The organism is Shewanella sp. 125m-1, assembly GCF_052977065.1.
The window spans coordinates 57,189-73,173 of sequence record NZ_JBRILT010000003.1 but is presented as its reverse complement, the minus strand read 5'-3'; the positions used below and the strand labels follow the sequence as shown (position 1 = coordinate 73,173).

Sequence of the window (15,985 nt, the reverse complement as noted above, 5' to 3'; positions counted from 1 at the left end):
ACGGCTAAGGAGAGCATGATGTTTTTTTATTACCTTGATTTAGCTTGGCGCAGTATCAAGAAGACGCCATTTTTATCTTTGCTGATGGTCCTCGCCATCTCTATTGGTATTGGTATCACTATCACTACGTTGAATATCTATAAAATGGCCTCAGTTAATCCGGCTGGCGAGCGTTCATCACAGCTGTTTTCGGTGCGCTTGATGAGTCAAAATATTGATACCTGGGAAGAGATCAACGAGCAAATTACCTATCAAGATGGCTTCAACTTAAGAGAGAGTGGAGTACCCGTTCGCCAAGCCGCGATGTTTCGCACCGGTCTTGCTGTGCAGACTGATGATGAGAATTTCTCGCCGATGCTTGAAGGGGTTCGTGTAACCGACGGTGATTTCTTTGAACTGTTTGATGTGCCATTTATTTATGGCGGTGTGTGGGATAAGCAGGTCGATAGTGAAGGTGGCTACAAGGTGGTGATTAACCAAGAGGTTAATCAAAAAGCCTTCGGTGGGGGAAACAGTGTTGGTAAAACTTTACTACTCAATCGTAAGCCATATCAAGTGGTGGGGGTGATTGAAAACTGGAACCCAAATCCAAAGTATTATGACATTAATAATGGCGCCTTTAATGATTCTGAGCAGATCTATGTGCCGTTTTCTTTAGCGCCTATTGAAGAGTTTGAAAGCTGGGGGAATAACAACAGCTGGCGTCATGAAAATATCCAGAGTTATAGCGATAGGCTTAATTCAGAAATGCACTGGCTGCAGTACTGGGTAGAGCTTGATACTCCCGCATTGCAGCAAGAGTATCTGCAGTGGCTGTCTGCCTATGTTGAGCAACAAAAGCAGCTCGGCCGTTTTGAGCGCCCCGATGCCAGAGGTGAGATCTCTGATGTTGAAACTTGGCTGAACGTCAACAAGGTGGTTCCAGAAGATAATAAGATTTTGGTGGGGTTAAGTGCACTGTTTTTGATTGTCTGTTTGGTCAATATGCTTGGGCTGTTACTGGCTAAGTTTTTAAAGCGTGCCCCTGAAGTTGGGGTGAGACGTGCCATTGGTGCCAGTCGTATGCAGATCTTCTCTCAACACATAGTCGAAGTGGGCTTAATTGGTTTTTGTGGTGGCGCCTTAGGGCTACTTTGGGCTTGGACTGCACTGCATTTCTTATCATCTAAGTTTGAGCTTGAGGCATCGCTGGCTCAGCTGGATCAAAGCATGTGGTTTATTGCGCCGATTATTGCTGTGAGCGCAACCATTGTAGCCGGGATTTATCCCGCGTGGCGCATCTGCAGCACCAACCCAAGTGTCTACTTAAAGAGTCAATGATTTACAGAGTGAGAAAGGAGCTTACGATGTTGCAAATTAAACCCATATTAAGCATGTTGATACGTAATAAAAGCGGGCCTTTATTACTGCTTATTCAGATTGTGTTATCGGTTGCGATAGTGGCCAATGCCAGTTTTATTATTAGTGAGCGTATTGGCTTGATGAGCCGTGAGTCAGGGATTGCCGAGTCTGAAGTATTCGATTTCAGTATTTATAATTTCGATTCGAGTATCGAGCCGCTTAAACAAAACCCTCGCGATATCGAGATTATTCGTCAATTAGATGGCGTAAAATCAGCGACGTCTACCAGCATGACGCCACTTAGTGGCGGCGGCTGGTCATCGAGTTTTTCGCTAGGCAGCAGCGAAGAGAACCGTAAAGACACGCCCAGTGCGGCTATCTATTATGGTGATGAGCATATGCTCGAAACCCTTGGCATTAAGCTTATCGAAGGGCGTAACTTTTACCCTGATGAGGTAAGAAGTGGTGGCCCTGAGCTAGGCAATTTGGCGATAGTGTCGGCTGAGTTTGCGAAAAAATCTTGGGGAGATGAGTCAGCACTTGGGCAGGTGATGTACCGCGGGAATGTAGGGGAAAGCCCGATGACGGTGATTGGTGTTGTTGAGCGTCTGCAAGGAGCCTGGGTAAACCACTCAAACTTTAATAACAGTGTGATTGTTAATGTGGAGCTCGCTTCATCGTTTACTAAGTTTCTGGTTAGAGCCGAAGAGGGCACGTTAGTCAGACTCAAAGAAACGATCCCGGCCGCATTACATAAAGAGCATCCTAATCGAGTGGTGCGAGGGTTTACGTTAATTAGTGAGCACCGAGAGAAGGTGTATCGCAACCATGAATTGATGGCCACGGTACTGTCAATGATGGTGGTATTACTGCTGCTTATCACCTCTTTAGGACTCGCTGGCATGGTGATGTTTAATATTGAGCGCCGTACTAAGCAGATTGGTACAAGACGAGCATTAGGGGCTAAAAAGCGAGATATTATCAGCTTCTTCTTAGTAGAGAACTATCTATTGTGTCTCGCGGGGGGACTGATTGGCGGCTTAATTGCGGTGCAGCTCGGTCAGCAGTTAATGAGCCTTTATAGTTTACCTAAGCTAGAGCTTATTTATCCGATAGTGACAGTGGCGGGTCTGCTTGTGTTGACCACCATTGCAGTGATCTTACCGGCTCAAAAAGCCGCAAAGATTTCCCCTGCGATTGCGACGCGAAGCGTGTAATCCACTACTGCTAACACCAAGAAAGGCTAACTAATTGTTAGCCAAATGTGAGCTTTGCTTTAACTCTGTTTGGCTTTCAGTTAGTTTTATAGCTAGCCCTCTAAAAGAATAAATAATAAAGAGTTTATGGATACCATCCTAATTGTCGACGATAACCAAGCCGTGTGTAATGCGCTGTCTTTAATGTTAGAGCTTAACGGTTATCGAACGCTGACCTGCTTATCACCTGAAGTCGCACTTGAATTAGTGCAGTTGCACGATGTCGTGCTAGTTGTGCAAGACATGAACTTCACTCAAGACACGACCTCTGGTGAGGAGGGCAAGAGTCTATTTTATGCTTTTAGGCAACTGCAGCCTGAGCTTCCCATTATATTACTGACCGCTTGGACCCAACTTGAACTCGCTGTCGAGCTAGTCAAAGAAGGCTCGGCTGATTACATGGGTAAACCTTGGGATGATGCGAAGCTATTAACCAGTATTAATAACCTTATTTCATTGCATCGATTGTCTAAAGAAAATGCGCAGCTAAGCCGTGTTGAAAATCAACGTATGGTCGCGATTAAAGATGCCGATTTATGCGGCATTATTTTTAATAGTGGTGCGATGCAGCGTTGTGTTGATTTGGCACTACAGATAGCTAAATCCGATGTATCAGTATTAATCACCGGCCCTAATGGCGCAGGTAAAGACAAGCTTGCCGATATTATTCATGCTAATTCTCCTTTAAAGCATAAGCCGTTTATTAAGGTCAATATTGGTGCGCTGCCAATGGATCTACTTGAAGCCGAACTGTTTGGCGCTGAGGCGGGGGCGTTTACTGGGGCAATAAAAGCAAGGATTGGTCGCTTTGAAGCGGCAGATGGTGGCACCTTATTTTTAGATGAAATAGGTAACTTGCCACTTTCTGGCCAAGTTAAATTACTGCGGGTGCTGCAAACCGGTGAGTTTGAGCGCCTAGGCAGCCATCAGACTCGTAAAGTGAATGTGCGGGTGATAAGTGCGACTAATGCTGATTTGGTTGAGGATATTCAAGCGGGGCGCTTTCGAGAAGATCTGTTCTATCGCCTCAATGTGATTGAGTTAGCGCTGCCTGCACTTAATGACCGAAAAGATGATGTGCTGCCATTGGTTAAACATTTTGTTGGTGCCGATTTCAGCTTGTCGCGACAAACACAGCAAGTGTTGCAGGCTCATCATTGGCCGGGAAATGTACGTGAACTTGAAAATGCCTGTAAGCGAGCCGTAATCTTAGCTAAATGTGCTCAATTGTCTGTAGCAGATTTTGGTGTAGAGAGTGCATTAGGACAGACTAAACCAATTGATTGTGACGCACAATCGCTAAGCCACAGCCACAGCCACAGTAAGGCTAACATGAGCACTAGCAGTCAAAGCGATAGCCAAAGCCAGATCCATCATTACAGCCAGATAACCGAACAAGCTAATACCAGCGCATCTGCAACAACACAAGTTATAGATGAGAAAGCTGGTATCGAGGCTGCACTTGAGCAACACAATGGCGTTATTGCAAGGGTGGCTAAGTCTTTAGGGTTAAGCCGTCAAGCCTTGTACCGACGTATGCAAAAATACCAGATTGATAAATAGCGCCGGCAAATAACCAGCGAACATCATGAACAACAATTAGGAGTTAATTTATCACAGTGTCATTAAGGGGGAAGCTGATAGGCAGTGCCGTATTAGCGTGCGCTGCGGGGCTGTTGTTGGCATTTACTGGCTTACTATGGTTTGCATCAACTGAGGTACAGCAGGCGATTGCGGCAGACTCTTGGCTGTATATGTTGTTATTTACTTTAGCGATATTGTTGACGGTGGCGATAAGTTATATCGGTACTCGTAGTCTGGCAACAAGCTTAATGGCACTTGAAGTTGGCTTACTTAACTTTAAAGATAACGACTTCAGCGTGAGCATTCCGGTGAGTGGTGATCGTCAATTAAAGGCATTATCAAGCCTGTTTAATGAGTCTGCTCAGACATTGCGTAAAGAGCGGCAGTATATCTATCAACGTGAACTGCTACTCGATAAGGTCATACAAAGCTCGCCTAATGTGATGTTACTGCTCGATGACCAACAGCGGATTATTTACGCAAATGATGCGGCAAGGCACTTGTTTCATAATGGTTTACATATCGAAGGGATGAGCTTAGAGAGTTTGTTACAAGGGGCCTCTCAGGAACTCGTTAGCGCGCTAAACAATCCGAAAGATGGGTTGTTTTCACTGAGTAGTGACACTGAAAATAGTGATGTTGAGACATGGCACCTATCTCGTGGACAGTTTTTGCTTAACGGTCAGTTTCATCACTTAATACTATTAAAGCAGATGACCCGAGAGCTTAATCGCCAAGAAGTGGCGGTATGGAAAAAAGTGATCCGTATTATCAGTCATGAGTTGAATAATTCGGTTGCTCCCATTGCTTCTATGGTCAACTCTGGCCGTATGATCACCAAAGATCTCAACGACCCTAAGTTAAAGCAGATCTTCGATACCATTGAAGATAGAACCAGCCACCTGAGCCAGTTTATATTTAACTACGCTCGATTTGCTAAATTATCATTACCGAACAAAACATGCGTCGATTGGCACACTTTAACTGAGCAACTTAAGCAGCATTACCAGTTTGAGTTACACGGTGAATTTCCTAAAAGACCCGTTAATGTTGACCTGATCCAGATGGAGCAGGTACTACTAAACCTGCTTAAAAATGCCCATGAGTCGGGTTCTGATATTGATAAGATTACCCTAGAGATCAAAGAGTCGAGCGCATCCGATCCCAATCAAGAGTTATGCATCGAAGTTAAGGATGCTGGCTCGGGGATGTCGGCTGATGTATTAAGGCAAGCATTGCTGCCTTTTTACTCAACCAAGCAGTCTGGCACGGGGTTAGGGCTGCCATTATGTAGAGAAATTATTGAAGCCCATGATGGACGAATAAGCCTACATAATCGTGACGATAAAGGCTTATGTGTGAGCTTGTGGCTACCTAACGCTTAAGCCTTGCACTAAAACGATTAAATTCGAACAAGAATTAAGCTTGCAAGAATAACAGCCCTTAGGCTTTCATCGCATTCCAAAACATTGCAAAGCTTGCCTGCTTATGTGGCCCGTCTTGCCATGCTTGTGGATTATCTAGAAAGTAGCGCGTGGCAGCAATATATTGGCCATGGCAACTCTCTAACATCAAGGGTAGTGGATAATGTGCTAGCACACCTATTTTTTGCCCCTGCTCAATGAGCTCACCCATAAAGCCCAAAATACTGTGCATGGCCTGCAGTCTAACCTCTGATGAAATCGACGGAGACATAGAGTATTGCTGGAAAAACTCTTGTTTTAATGGGTTGTTCATCGCCCAATTTATGGCAACTTGCCACAGGTGCTGAGTATCGGATTTCAAATCACCCGTTTGACTTATTTGTGACTGAATAGCATCGGCAAACTCCTGCTTGATAGACAGGAACAGGTGATTCATTAGCTCCTCTTTTGAAGCAAAATGATGAAATAGGGTGCCAGTGGCAACGCCGGCTTGCTTGGCTATGGAAGCGGTCGACGTTGCATAAACCCCTTGGCTGACAAACAGCGTCAGCGCTGTGTTCAATATGGCTTGTTTCTTGTCGATACGACTCATTAAATGGGTTACCTACTGCAACAGTGAAGAGCAAAGCTTACAAGGTTAAAGCTTGTAAGCTTTATGCTTAATAAACGTAAGTCTATAAAATAAAAGCTTAACGTAAGAAAAATTTCATCAGGATGCGTTGAATAATGCCACCGTAAGGCGGATGCACCAGTTTACCTGTATTGAGGTATTTTCCGCGGCTAAGTACTGTTTTTGCATGGCTTAGGGTTAAGAAGCCTTCTTTACCGTGATAATGCCCCATACCCGATGGGCCGATACCACCAAAAGGTGCATCATCAGCTGCTACGTGAAAAACGGTTTCGTTAATACAGACGCCACCAGAGTGAGTGTTTGCCAGAACCCGTTGCTGGGTGTCTTTATTAAAGCTCATCAGGTACAAGGCCAGTGGGCGAGGGCGCTGATTGATATAAGCGATAGCCTCTTCTAGGTTGTCGTATGGGATCACGGGTAATAGTGGGCCAAAAATCTCTTCTTGTAGCAACAACATATCATCTGAACTGTTTTGGATAAGTTGAGTTGGCACCTTACGCTTATCAGTATTAATGGCTTCATCGTTCGCGCTAATAATCGTAGCGCCTTTGGCTTTAGCATCTTCGAGTACATGCATAATACGCTCGAATTGGCGTTGATTGATCACACTGCCATAATCTTTATTGTCGCTGACTTTGCCGTACATGCGAGTGAACTTATTCTTATAAGCTTGGATAAAACTATCCACCTTGTTACGTGGTACTAGAACATAATCTGGAGCGACACAAATTTGCCCAGCATTCAAACATTTGCCATAGATCATACGTTCAACGGCGATATCCATGTCGATATCATCAGCAACAATAACCGGAGACTTACCACCCAGTTCAAGGGTCACCGGGGTGAGGTTGTCAGCTGCGGCGCGCATCACATGGCGACCAACAGTGGTTGAGCCGGTAAACAGTATGTGGTCGAAGGGTAGTGCTGAAAATTCTGCCGCGACCTCGGCTTCCCCTTCAACACACACCACGTGAGTGTCATCAAAGATACTGCTGAGCATAGTCTTAATGACTTGGTTGGTTTCAGGGGTAAACTCAGACAATTTAATCATCGCGCGGTTACCCGCTGCCAGCGCAGTTATCAGCGGCCCTACAGAGAGCATGATGGGGAAGTTCCATGGCACGATAATACCAACGACCCCTAATGGCTGGTAATGAACTTTGATTTTAGCTGGCGCTAATAATAAACCCGCGTGACGAGAGCTAGGCTTCATCCACTTCTTAAGATGTTTTAGGCTGTAATTAATGTTGTTAATACAAGGCATGATGTCAGAGATCATGCTGTCATCTATTGAGCGGTTGCCGTAGTCGCGGTTTAGGGCTTCTACGAGTTGGTCTTGATAGTTAAGTATGGCGGCTTTAAGGCTTTTGAGATGTTCAACTCTGGCGTCATAGCTTGGTGCGGGTTGATTTACATAGCAGCTACGCTGTTTGATTAGCATCTGTGAGAGTGGTTGAGCAGTCTTATTATCGATATGCAAATTCATTAGCTGAGCTCCAGAGGTGGCTTTAAAGTAACCGACTGATTAGTCGGTCTAATGATAATGAAGTTTTGTTTAAAGAGCAAATATCAGTTTAAATCGTGACCGAGATCAAATTTAATCATCGTGAGAGTTCTAGAATTGAGGTAAGTAAAAGCAAACATTATTCATAAAAAAGGATCATCAAATGAGTCAAGATAGACATGGTGTATCAGTTGGAATTGAGCGCAGTGGTAACACGTTTTACATGACGTTTGTTGCTGTTGGTAAGCTAACCCATGAAGATTATGAATACATGGTTCCTATGCTTGAATCTGCGATTGCAGGTGTTGAAGCCCCAGAAATCAATCTGCTTGCAGATATCTCTGAACTGGATGGTTGGGAGTTACGCGCCGCATGGGATGATCTAAAGGTCGGCATTGCTCATGGCAAAGCGTTTAAGAAGATAGCGATTGTCGGTGAGGGGCGCGTCCAGCATTGGATGGCAAAAATTGCGGATTGGTTTACTCCTGGCGATGCTAAGTTCTTTGAGCGTAAAAAAGAGGCGCGTGAGTGGCTTAATGACTAACCTTAATGTGAGGAAATAGCGTTACGTTACGTTTTCGTGATTACATAAAATAATAGTATTAAGTCTTTGCCATAACGCAGTATTTATCATGGCGATAGCAAGCGAATAATGTTTGGAGGAAATAATTATGCGTAGTCGTCAAATCTTATGTCCAACGGATTTTTCAGACACTGCTTCTCATGCACTAAAGTATGCGATAGAAATGGCGAATCTATATCATGTGGGTCTACGTATCGTGCATGTCATTGAGCAGCCAATGGGGGTTGATAATTATCAAATTCTTACCGTCACGCCTGAAGAGCTCACACAGAGTATGGAAGACAACGCTGCTGAGAATATGAAACAGTTATTAACCGAGCTCAATAGTGAGCTTTCAGTTGAGTCGGTTATTCGTCACGGCAGCGCCGCTGAGCAGATCCTTAAAGAGGCCGAGGGCTCGGAATCTGGAATGATAGTCATTGCCAGTCATGGCCGCACCGGACTGTCGCATTTTTTACATTCTAACGTTTCAGAAGCTGTGGCTAACCGTGCTCTGTGCCCGGTATTGGTAGTGAAATAGCATGCGATAAGATATCGCGCTAACCGTTAGAAGCATAAGTTGTTAGAAACATAGGTTGTTAGCGCATGCTAGTTGTTTGAAGCTAACAGAAAGTCGCTTTCTGTAAATTGTTTACTGTTGCTCTAATGCAGTGAGCCTTTGATGATTAAAGCAATCAAGCTCGTTAAGGTTTGATTGAGGAGAGGTTATGCGTACCCGACAAATTTTATGTCCGACGGATTTTTCCCTAACGGCATCTCATGCACAACGTTATGCGATTGAGATGGCAAACCTATATGGTGTGAGTTTACGACTGGTACATGTAATGAGTGAGCCTTTTAGTGAACATTATTACGGCATTGCAGTTGAATCAGCAGAGAAGTTAGAAAAGCAGATAGAGGTTGCAGCACGTGAAAATCTTGAGAAGTTACAGCTGCAGATCCAAGCGGAATTAAACCATGGTCTAACCGTGAAAACCGTAATGCGTAAAGGTGATACCTTAGAAGAGCTGCTTGAGGAGGCTGAAGTGGGCGAGGTGGGTATGATCGTTATCGCCAGCCATGGCCGTAAGGGAATTTCGCACTTATTAAGCCCTAATATCGCAGAAGGGTTAGCCAATAAAGCTAAGTGCCCAGTGCTGGTGGTGAAGTAAGCTTAACTTAACAAGCTTCATTTAGCCTCACACTGACTATTTGGGCTCAGATCTGACGATCGAAGCCTATTGGCAAATAAAGCCGCCTCGGGTAATGACCAGAGGCGGCTTTATTGTGCAGCTAAGCTTAAGGCTATGACTAAGCCTATAACTAAGCCTAAGTTTACGCTGGCGTCTAGCGGGCTGCATAAACATGCAGAGCTAAAAGCTTGAACCTGGCTGCTGTAAAAAGGCGATTTCCTCAGCGGTGGATTCACGCTTTAAAATTGCGTTTCTGTGCGGGTAGCGACCAAATTGGTCGATAATTGCTTTATGTTTAATTTCGAAATCTAAATTGCCCTGAGCGGCTTCTCGGCCAAATAACCTTAAGGCAACCTCATGTATGACTGATGATTCGCTGTGCATATAGGGCATAAACAAAAAAGGCACCTGTTTGCCCTTAAGTTCGGAGTCGATTTTAAGTGCTACCGCTTCTTGAGCAAGCACCAGCGCAATAGGATCGGCTGCAAAAGACTGTGGGGTGCCGCGGTAGATGTTGCGAGAGAACTGATCTAAGACGATGATTTCAGCCAATCGTCCCTCAGGTGTGGTGCGCCAATGATATAGCTCTCCTTGCATGGCAGCGGCTAATAAGTCTGCATATCGCTGCTCAATTAAGGCATCAAACTCTAGGTCTTTTATCCACCACTGCTTAGGTTCAATCTCTTCAAACCAGAAATGAATAATCATGTCAGGTGTCATGGAATGAGCTGGTATCTTTGCTGGTACAGGTGTGTTCATGGCTATATCCAATTTCGATGATCGTTATTAATCAGCGCAAGTGATCGCTCTGCAATGTCTCGCGCCACTGTGATTGAAATATAAGGCAGTTTTACTGTACCACTCGCAAGGCCAATTTCAAGGTTTGCTAAACCACTGCGTTTTTGATTTGGCGATTGAGAAATTGCAACATGCTGCACTTTGCTAAGTGCAATGAGTTGCCAACTATGGCCGAGTAAACCTGAGTGAAACCAAAGGTTATTATCTTTAAGTAGATAACCATACTGACGGTACTTAAGATAAATACCAAGGCTGAATAATCCAGCTGCAAGCCATAAAATATCGGTAAAGAGGTTTAAGCCTAAAAAGTAAGTGTTAATAGCGGGGACTAATAATGGTAATAAACCTCGACGCCAAAACCAACCTAAGTGGATCCCTTGATAGCGATTAGGTAGCTGCAGCGAGGTGGCTTCGATGCCGTTAAGCTGTGGTAATAAATTAGCAATATTTTTAACTGACATACTAGGGACAAGCATATTGCTGCTGCCTTGCTTTTCAATTTCATGTCCCTGGACTTGTTTAAAATACACTGTCCATAACTTAAGGAGCCTGCCGACTAGCGGTTGGTAGAATTTAATGACCTGGATGCGCTTAATTGCCAGAGCATCATTTTGTTTAGCAATAATACCGCCAGTACGGTGCAAAGTATTGCCGCTACGGCTGAGTTTGTAAGGAAAGTATTTCAGCACAGCTGAAGTAATCGATAGGATCGAAAATAGCAGGTAAAACAGAACTAAAGCGAGACAAGCAAACAAGATTTGTAGCAAAGTATGGCTGGCAATATTGCTGTCATACCAAGCTAAAAACAGCTGAACTTGCTGTAGGTTTTCCATTGACTCCCAGTCAAGTTGGCCAAAAATAGGGCCTAAAATGACCGCTAACCAAATAGCATTATTTTGATAAAATCCAAATAGCAGTAGCTGTTTTAAGCTTTTACAGCTAAGCGTATTAACCTGGTTAGATTTGTGTTGGCTTTGTGATGGGTCGTTAACCTGAGCGATTTCGCTTTGAGGTCCATGGGCATCATGCTCAGCCATTAACTGTTTTTTAAGGGCGAGGGCATCTTTATAATCAAGGGCTGACAGCTCCGCTTCATTATTTTTAGAGCCTGCGGTTTCAACAATAATGCGGTAGAGCCCTACAGGGCGAAAATATAACGGCTGCTCTAAGCGTACATTTTGGATTTTAGCAAATGGTAGCTCGTCCGCTTTTTTAAAGACAATGCCATGCCTGATGATGAGCTTGTCGACAGTCACTTTAAAGCGAAACTTGAGCCATTGCAGCACACTAAAAATAAAGATGGCACTAATAATCCCTGCAATGGCAATGATAACCCAATGGCTGCTAAAGCCTTTTTGCCACCCGGTATAAACGACAGGGATGATGGCATAACCACTGCTGAGTAATTGCTTTATGGCGAGCAAGGTAAAGCTGATGATTGACCAGGCTGAAAGCGACGACCATTGAGAGAATTTATGTGTCATCGCTATGGCCTTGCTGAGCTGCCATGTTCTTCTCGTATGACTCTTCTTTAGCCGCACTTGTTGTATCAGCGGCCAATAGTGAACTTTTCGTTTGGCTTGCTTGTGCTTGGTCTGGCTCAGGTTGCTGTAATTTAGTCTCTGCTGCGGCCTTTTGGTTCGCTTTAGCGGCCTGGGCTAACAAATGTTGGCGCAGACGTTCAGCGGTTTGCTGCTCTATGCCTGGCAGTTCTATTTCTGCTGAGCCGCTACCAGCACTGAAACATTTAATTGTGGCGAGGTTAAAGTGGCGCTCAAGCGGCCCGTGAGACACGCTAACGTGCTGCAATCTAGAATAGGGTAGCGAGGTGCGTTTAACCCACCAAAAGCCTTGCTGCATAATCAGTTCGTGGTCACAAACAGCATAAGCAAGGGACTTGGCATGTTGATAGCGTAGATAGCTCCCTAGGCTAATGATTAATAATGCTGTGGTGCTAACTCCAAGGATTTTTGTGAGGTAGAAATCACCGGGAATAATAATTATCAATGATGCGGCAACCAGTAATAAGCAGCTAAATATCAGGCTTTCGATATTCACTTGGGTGTAGTGCTTGGCATCGACGGGGTCGAGTGGTACTTGATCGAAGCTTAGCCAGTCACTTTCTGGTATCGGGGTATGGCTATTACGATTGATTGTAATGATAGGCTCTGACGTGGGCGCTTTTGCAGCTATAGGCACTGAGCTAGGATTATCAATATCTTCCAGCGCAATACTCGTCTGCTTCATGTCTGCAAGGTTTGAGGGGTGAGATTGATGTTTTATTGCTGCTTTTTGTTCAGGAGTCACTTCATGCCCTAGTTTACTGTCCGTGTCACTATTCATGTGTCACCGTTAACGTTATCGCTTTTTACCTTTCATCGACTATATCAGCATGGCAGAGGTTGTTGCTACAGCGAGACATATTTAGCAACATATTGTGATTTACTTGCCAGTGCGAGCTGTTTGCGACTTGTTATTTATTGTCAATGACGTACTTTATCGGCAATGCCCTTAATAATAAGAACCTTATGAGTCTCAACTTTACCGCATCTAAGCAGCAAAAGGCTTTGCTACGAAAGCTATATATTGCCTATCTGATCGACAGTGAAAGACATAACTTACTGTCTTTGCATAAGCTCACCGAAATGCCGCGTCGCACATTGCAAGACGCTATTGTTGCTTTGGCTGATCTCGCGATTGAGTGTGAGTTTGTGCAAGAGGGGGAGCGCAATAATGCCGGTTTTTACCAAATTAACCATTGGGGCGCCATTAACCGTGAATGGGTGGTGGAGCATTTATCCGAAATCGAAGCTCAACTTAACTAATCCAGCCAGAGGGAGCTTTCTCGCTCCCTAATCTCGTTTTTCTGCCTTTGATTTAACACAAAATTAAGCCTTGCTCATTACACTGCGCGATCCTTTGGCTAGCGTAGCGTTTGCTTGCGTGGTCTAGAGCAGTTTTATTGCCTTTTTAATCCCATTTTAAATAGGAGCACAGCGTGCTTGCGAATGTTTCTGGCTTACAGTCAAAACTCAAAAAAATTGATAACAGTAAGTTTTTTCAAGGCTTCATTATCTTCGTTATTGTGGTTTCTGCTCTGTCGATTGGCGCACATACCTACCACTTACCGAGTTGGATGGAGAGTAGCCTCGTGGTGCTCGATATCGGTATCACGGTGTTTTTTGCTATAGAGCTTATTATTCGCTTTCTTGCCAGTGACGGGCCGAAGCGATTTTTTAGCAATGGCTGGAACCTCTTCGACACCATTATTGTTATCGGAAGCCTTATTCCAGCTGGTGGTTCGGCGATATTGTTAGCGCGCCTATTACGTATTTTCAGGGTGTTGCGTTTAGTCTCGATGATCCCCGAGCTACGAATGCTGGTGAACGCCTTGCTTAAAGCCATCCCCCGAATGGGCTATATCGCTTTGCTCATGTTTGTGATTTTCTATATATACGGCGCTATAGGCAGCATGTTCTTCGCTCACATTAATGATTTCTTGTGGGGAGATGTGTCCGTTGCCATGTTGACGCTATTTAGGATCTCTACCTTCGAATCATGGACATCGATAATGTATGAGACGATGGCGGTGTATCCATTGAGCTGGGTGTACTATTTAAGTTTTATCTTTTTAACGGCGTTTGTATTTTTAAATATGATGGTGGGTGCTGTACTGGATGTCATGACCCAAGAAACCGCGGCGATGCGCGGTGAGCAAGAGCCTCAAGATCCAATGGATAAGCCAGCGAGTGTTGCCGATGTAGCAGAGCTTAAGGGGCAGATTGAGGAGCTAAAGGGGTTATTGTTGAAGAAGGCCAGCTAAACTGAACAGGGTTTAGATAAATTGCACTATTCATATTTTTTCACAATGTTGGTTTTTTAGTTCATATCTACTCTCAAGGTCATTAATAACTTGAGAGTAAGATTTTTACCTAAGCTCAGATTATAAAATCGTAAATTAAAAGCTGTGATTAATAGCTTTAAATTAAAACTTAGATCGAAAACAGTTGGGATGATGATTATGAAATTTACACATGCGATTATGCTTGGTGGCCTAGCGATGGCGAGTATGGGCTCAGCAGTAGCCGCCGATGACAACGAACTTTTCGGTGGTCAAATTAGCGGTAATGTTAAGTTTGCAACTGACTATGTATTCCGTGGTGAATCCGAAACGATGGATGGCGACGTACCTGTAGTACAGGGGACTTTGGGCTGGGGCAATGATGATGGCTGGTACGCAGGTGCATTTGCGTCAAACATTAAGTTTGCCGATCCAAACCTTGAGATCGTAACTGCGCCATATATCGGTAAAGCGGGTGCCTTCGGAGATAGCGGCTTTACTTATGACGTAATGGTATTTTCATATCTTTATCCTGGTGCTTCCTATTCAAACTATACCGAATTATGGCTGCGTGTTGCTAAGCAATTTGGTCAGGCAAATGTTCAGCTTGAAGTCACACCGACATTAGACGATTGGTTTGGTGTTGATGGTTGGCAGGGTGTTAACTATGCTGTTCACCCAAGCTATGCTTTCAATAATGGCGTTAAGTTATCAGGTTCACTCGGTTACCAAGACCTTGATGGTGAAGGCGCCGAGGGCTGGACTCACTGGAACTTGGGTGTCGAAGCTAACTATGTAGGCTTAACTTTCGACCTTAGATACCATGGTAGTTCAGTTGGTGACTCTCACTTAGTTTATGGTACTCAAACTGAAATCTTCGATGACCGTGTCGTGTTTGGGGTCAGTAAAAGCTTCTAATGACATTGCTATTTTGATGAATTAATCACTACTCGCTAAAAGCCAACTTAAATTAAGTTGGCTTTTTTGTGTCTTATTTGTCGCTATAACTTGTGGCTATCTGTGACTTCCCACCTCAACGGCTCGCTTTACGTGTTAACTTGTGTATATTATGTGCCGCGTTTAAGCAGACACTTTTTATAGATAAAAGCGGTTTAGGGTTGAGGTGATATATGGGTTACCGAGTACTAGTTGTCGATGATGAAGCTGTCATTAGAGCTAGATTAAAAGGTTATTTTGAGAAAGAGGGCTATGAAGTGCTCGAAGCTCAAGATGGAGACCAGATGTGGCGTGAGTTTGAACGCCAACATATCGACTTGGTTATGCTTGATATTAATTTGCCCGGTGTTGATGGATTGAGCCTTGCGCGTGAGTTGCGTAGCAAGAGTCATGTGGGGATCATTCTGGTTACTGGGCGTGATGAAACCATAGACAAAATTGTTGGCCTAGAGATGGGCGCAGATGACTACGTCACCAAACCTTTCGAGCTAAGAGAACTGTTAGTTAGGGTAAAGAACTTACTCTGGCGCATGTCACTGGTGGCAAAGGCGGTTGCAGATAGTGCAGAGCAAGATGACCCCAATGACAATATCATTGCCTTCAATGATTATGTGTTAGAGCTTAATAGCCGGCAATTGACCCATAACGGTGAGCAAATTAAGTTAACTAAAGCCGAGTTTGAACTGTTAACCGCCTTTTCATTGCACCCGCAGCAAGTGTTATCCCGTGAGCGTTTAATGCTACAAACTAGCCACAGAGATCAAGACGTTAACGACAGAACCATAGATGTGATCATTCGTCGACTGCGTAATAAGCTATCAGCTGAGCTCTTTGTCACCATCCACGGTGAAGGCTACTTATTTGCCGCGAAAGTGAAGGATTAATACCTAATTA

Annotated in this window: 16 protein-coding genes; 11 read left to right on the top strand and 5 right to left on the bottom strand. The window is 44.2% G+C overall.

What is annotated here, in order from left to right:
• Window positions 1-18 precede the first annotated feature (18 nt).
• The 4 genes from ACVBIK_RS02470 to ACVBIK_RS02455 all read left to right on the top strand — a co-directional run bounded on the left by ACVBIK_RS02470 (window position 19) and on the right by ACVBIK_RS02455 (window position 5,566).
• Entirely contained in the window at window positions 19-1,320 is a 1,302-nt protein-coding gene (locus tag ACVBIK_RS02470; protein WP_447169011.1) for an ABC transporter permease, read from the top strand.
• Window positions 1,321-1,346: 26 nt separating this feature from the next.
• The gene (locus ACVBIK_RS02465; protein ID WP_447169010.1) at window positions 1,347-2,558 is read left to right on the top strand and encodes an ABC transporter permease; all 1,212 of its coding nucleotides are present in this window, start codon (window positions 1,347-1,349) and stop codon (window positions 2,556-2,558) included.
• A gap of 126 nt (window positions 2,559-2,684) precedes the next feature.
• Complete coding sequence (locus tag ACVBIK_RS02460; protein ID WP_447169009.1) at window positions 2,685-4,160, top strand: sigma-54-dependent transcriptional regulator; 1,476 nt, start codon at window positions 2,685-2,687, stop codon at window positions 4,158-4,160.
• A gap of 56 nt (window positions 4,161-4,216) precedes the next feature.
• A complete protein-coding gene (locus ACVBIK_RS02455; protein WP_447169008.1) occupies window positions 4,217-5,566 on the top strand; it encodes a sensor histidine kinase in 1,350 nt (449 codons plus the stop codon).
• A gap of 58 nt (window positions 5,567-5,624) precedes the next feature.
• Here the strand turns inward: ACVBIK_RS02455 and ACVBIK_RS02450 are convergent, their stop codons facing one another.
• Together ACVBIK_RS02450 and ACVBIK_RS02445 are read right to left on the bottom strand one after the other, a co-directional pair.
• Entirely contained in the window at window positions 5,625-6,197 is a 573-nt protein-coding gene (locus tag ACVBIK_RS02450) for a TetR family transcriptional regulator (protein ID WP_447162929.1), read from the bottom strand.
• Window positions 6,198-6,294: 97 nt separating this feature from the next.
• Window positions 6,295-7,722, bottom strand: coding sequence for a coniferyl aldehyde dehydrogenase (locus ACVBIK_RS02445; protein ID WP_447169007.1), 1,428 nt, complete (start codon window positions 7,720-7,722; stop codon window positions 6,295-6,297).
• A 181-nt stretch (window positions 7,723-7,903) separates the two neighbouring features.
• On the opposite strand from ACVBIK_RS02445, the gene ACVBIK_RS02440 reads away from it, so the two are divergent.
• The 3 genes from ACVBIK_RS02440 (at window position 7,904) to ACVBIK_RS02430 (ending at window position 9,474) form a co-directional block, all read left to right on the top strand.
• Complete coding sequence (locus ACVBIK_RS02440) at window positions 7,904-8,284, top strand: STAS/SEC14 domain-containing protein (RefSeq protein ID WP_447159522.1); 381 nt, start codon at window positions 7,904-7,906, stop codon at window positions 8,282-8,284.
• Between the two features lie 127 nt (window positions 8,285-8,411).
• Window positions 8,412-8,843, top strand: coding sequence for a universal stress protein (locus tag ACVBIK_RS02435; protein WP_447169006.1), 432 nt, complete (start codon window positions 8,412-8,414; stop codon window positions 8,841-8,843).
• Between the two features lie 187 nt (window positions 8,844-9,030).
• Complete coding sequence (locus ACVBIK_RS02430) at window positions 9,031-9,474, top strand: universal stress protein (RefSeq protein WP_447159524.1); 444 nt, start codon at window positions 9,031-9,033, stop codon at window positions 9,472-9,474.
• 201 nt (window positions 9,475-9,675) lie between these two features.
• Here ACVBIK_RS02430 and ACVBIK_RS02425 read toward each other — a convergent pair whose 3' ends face one another.
• Genes ACVBIK_RS02425 through ACVBIK_RS02415 form a run of 3 tightly spaced genes read right to left on the bottom strand, consistent with a single transcriptional unit; the run spans window position 9,676 to window position 12,636 of the window.
• Window positions 9,676-10,254 (bottom strand): DUF924 family protein, encoded by a 579-nt coding sequence (locus ACVBIK_RS02425; RefSeq protein WP_447159525.1) that lies wholly within the window; start codon window positions 10,252-10,254, stop codon window positions 9,676-9,678.
• Window positions 10,255-10,256: 2 nt separating this feature from the next.
• Window positions 10,257-11,777, bottom strand: coding sequence for a PH domain-containing protein (locus ACVBIK_RS02420; protein ID WP_447169005.1), 1,521 nt, complete (start codon window positions 11,775-11,777; stop codon window positions 10,257-10,259).
• Window positions 11,767-12,636 (bottom strand): PH domain-containing protein, encoded by an 870-nt coding sequence (locus ACVBIK_RS02415; protein WP_447159527.1) that lies wholly within the window; start codon window positions 12,634-12,636, stop codon window positions 11,767-11,769. Before ACVBIK_RS02415 ends, ACVBIK_RS02420 begins: the two co-directional genes overlap by 11 nt.
• Window positions 12,637-12,821: 185 nt before the next feature.
• Between ACVBIK_RS02415 and ACVBIK_RS02410 the strand changes: the two genes are divergently transcribed.
• The 4 genes from ACVBIK_RS02410 to torR all read left to right on the top strand — a co-directional run bounded on the left by ACVBIK_RS02410 (window position 12,822) and on the right by torR (window position 15,975).
• Window positions 12,822-13,118 carry a winged helix-turn-helix domain-containing protein gene (locus ACVBIK_RS02410; protein ID WP_447159528.1) on the top strand — a complete coding sequence of 99 codons (297 nt, stop codon included), beginning with the start codon at window positions 12,822-12,824 and terminating at the stop codon, window positions 13,116-13,118.
• Between the two features lie 173 nt (window positions 13,119-13,291).
• The gene (locus ACVBIK_RS02405; RefSeq protein WP_447159529.1) at window positions 13,292-14,116 is read left to right on the top strand and encodes an ion transporter; all 825 of its coding nucleotides are present in this window, start codon (window positions 13,292-13,294) and stop codon (window positions 14,114-14,116) included.
• 198 nt (window positions 14,117-14,314) lie between these two features.
• Window positions 14,315-15,052 carry a TorF family putative porin gene (locus ACVBIK_RS02400; protein ID WP_447159530.1) on the top strand — a complete coding sequence of 246 codons (738 nt, stop codon included), beginning with the start codon at window positions 14,315-14,317 and terminating at the stop codon, window positions 15,050-15,052.
• A gap of 212 nt (window positions 15,053-15,264) precedes the next feature.
• Window positions 15,265-15,975, top strand: a complete 711-nt coding sequence (torR, locus tag ACVBIK_RS02395) for a two-component system response regulator TorR (protein ID WP_447159531.1) — start codon at window positions 15,265-15,267, stop codon at window positions 15,973-15,975.
• Window positions 15,976-15,985 lie beyond the last annotated feature (10 nt).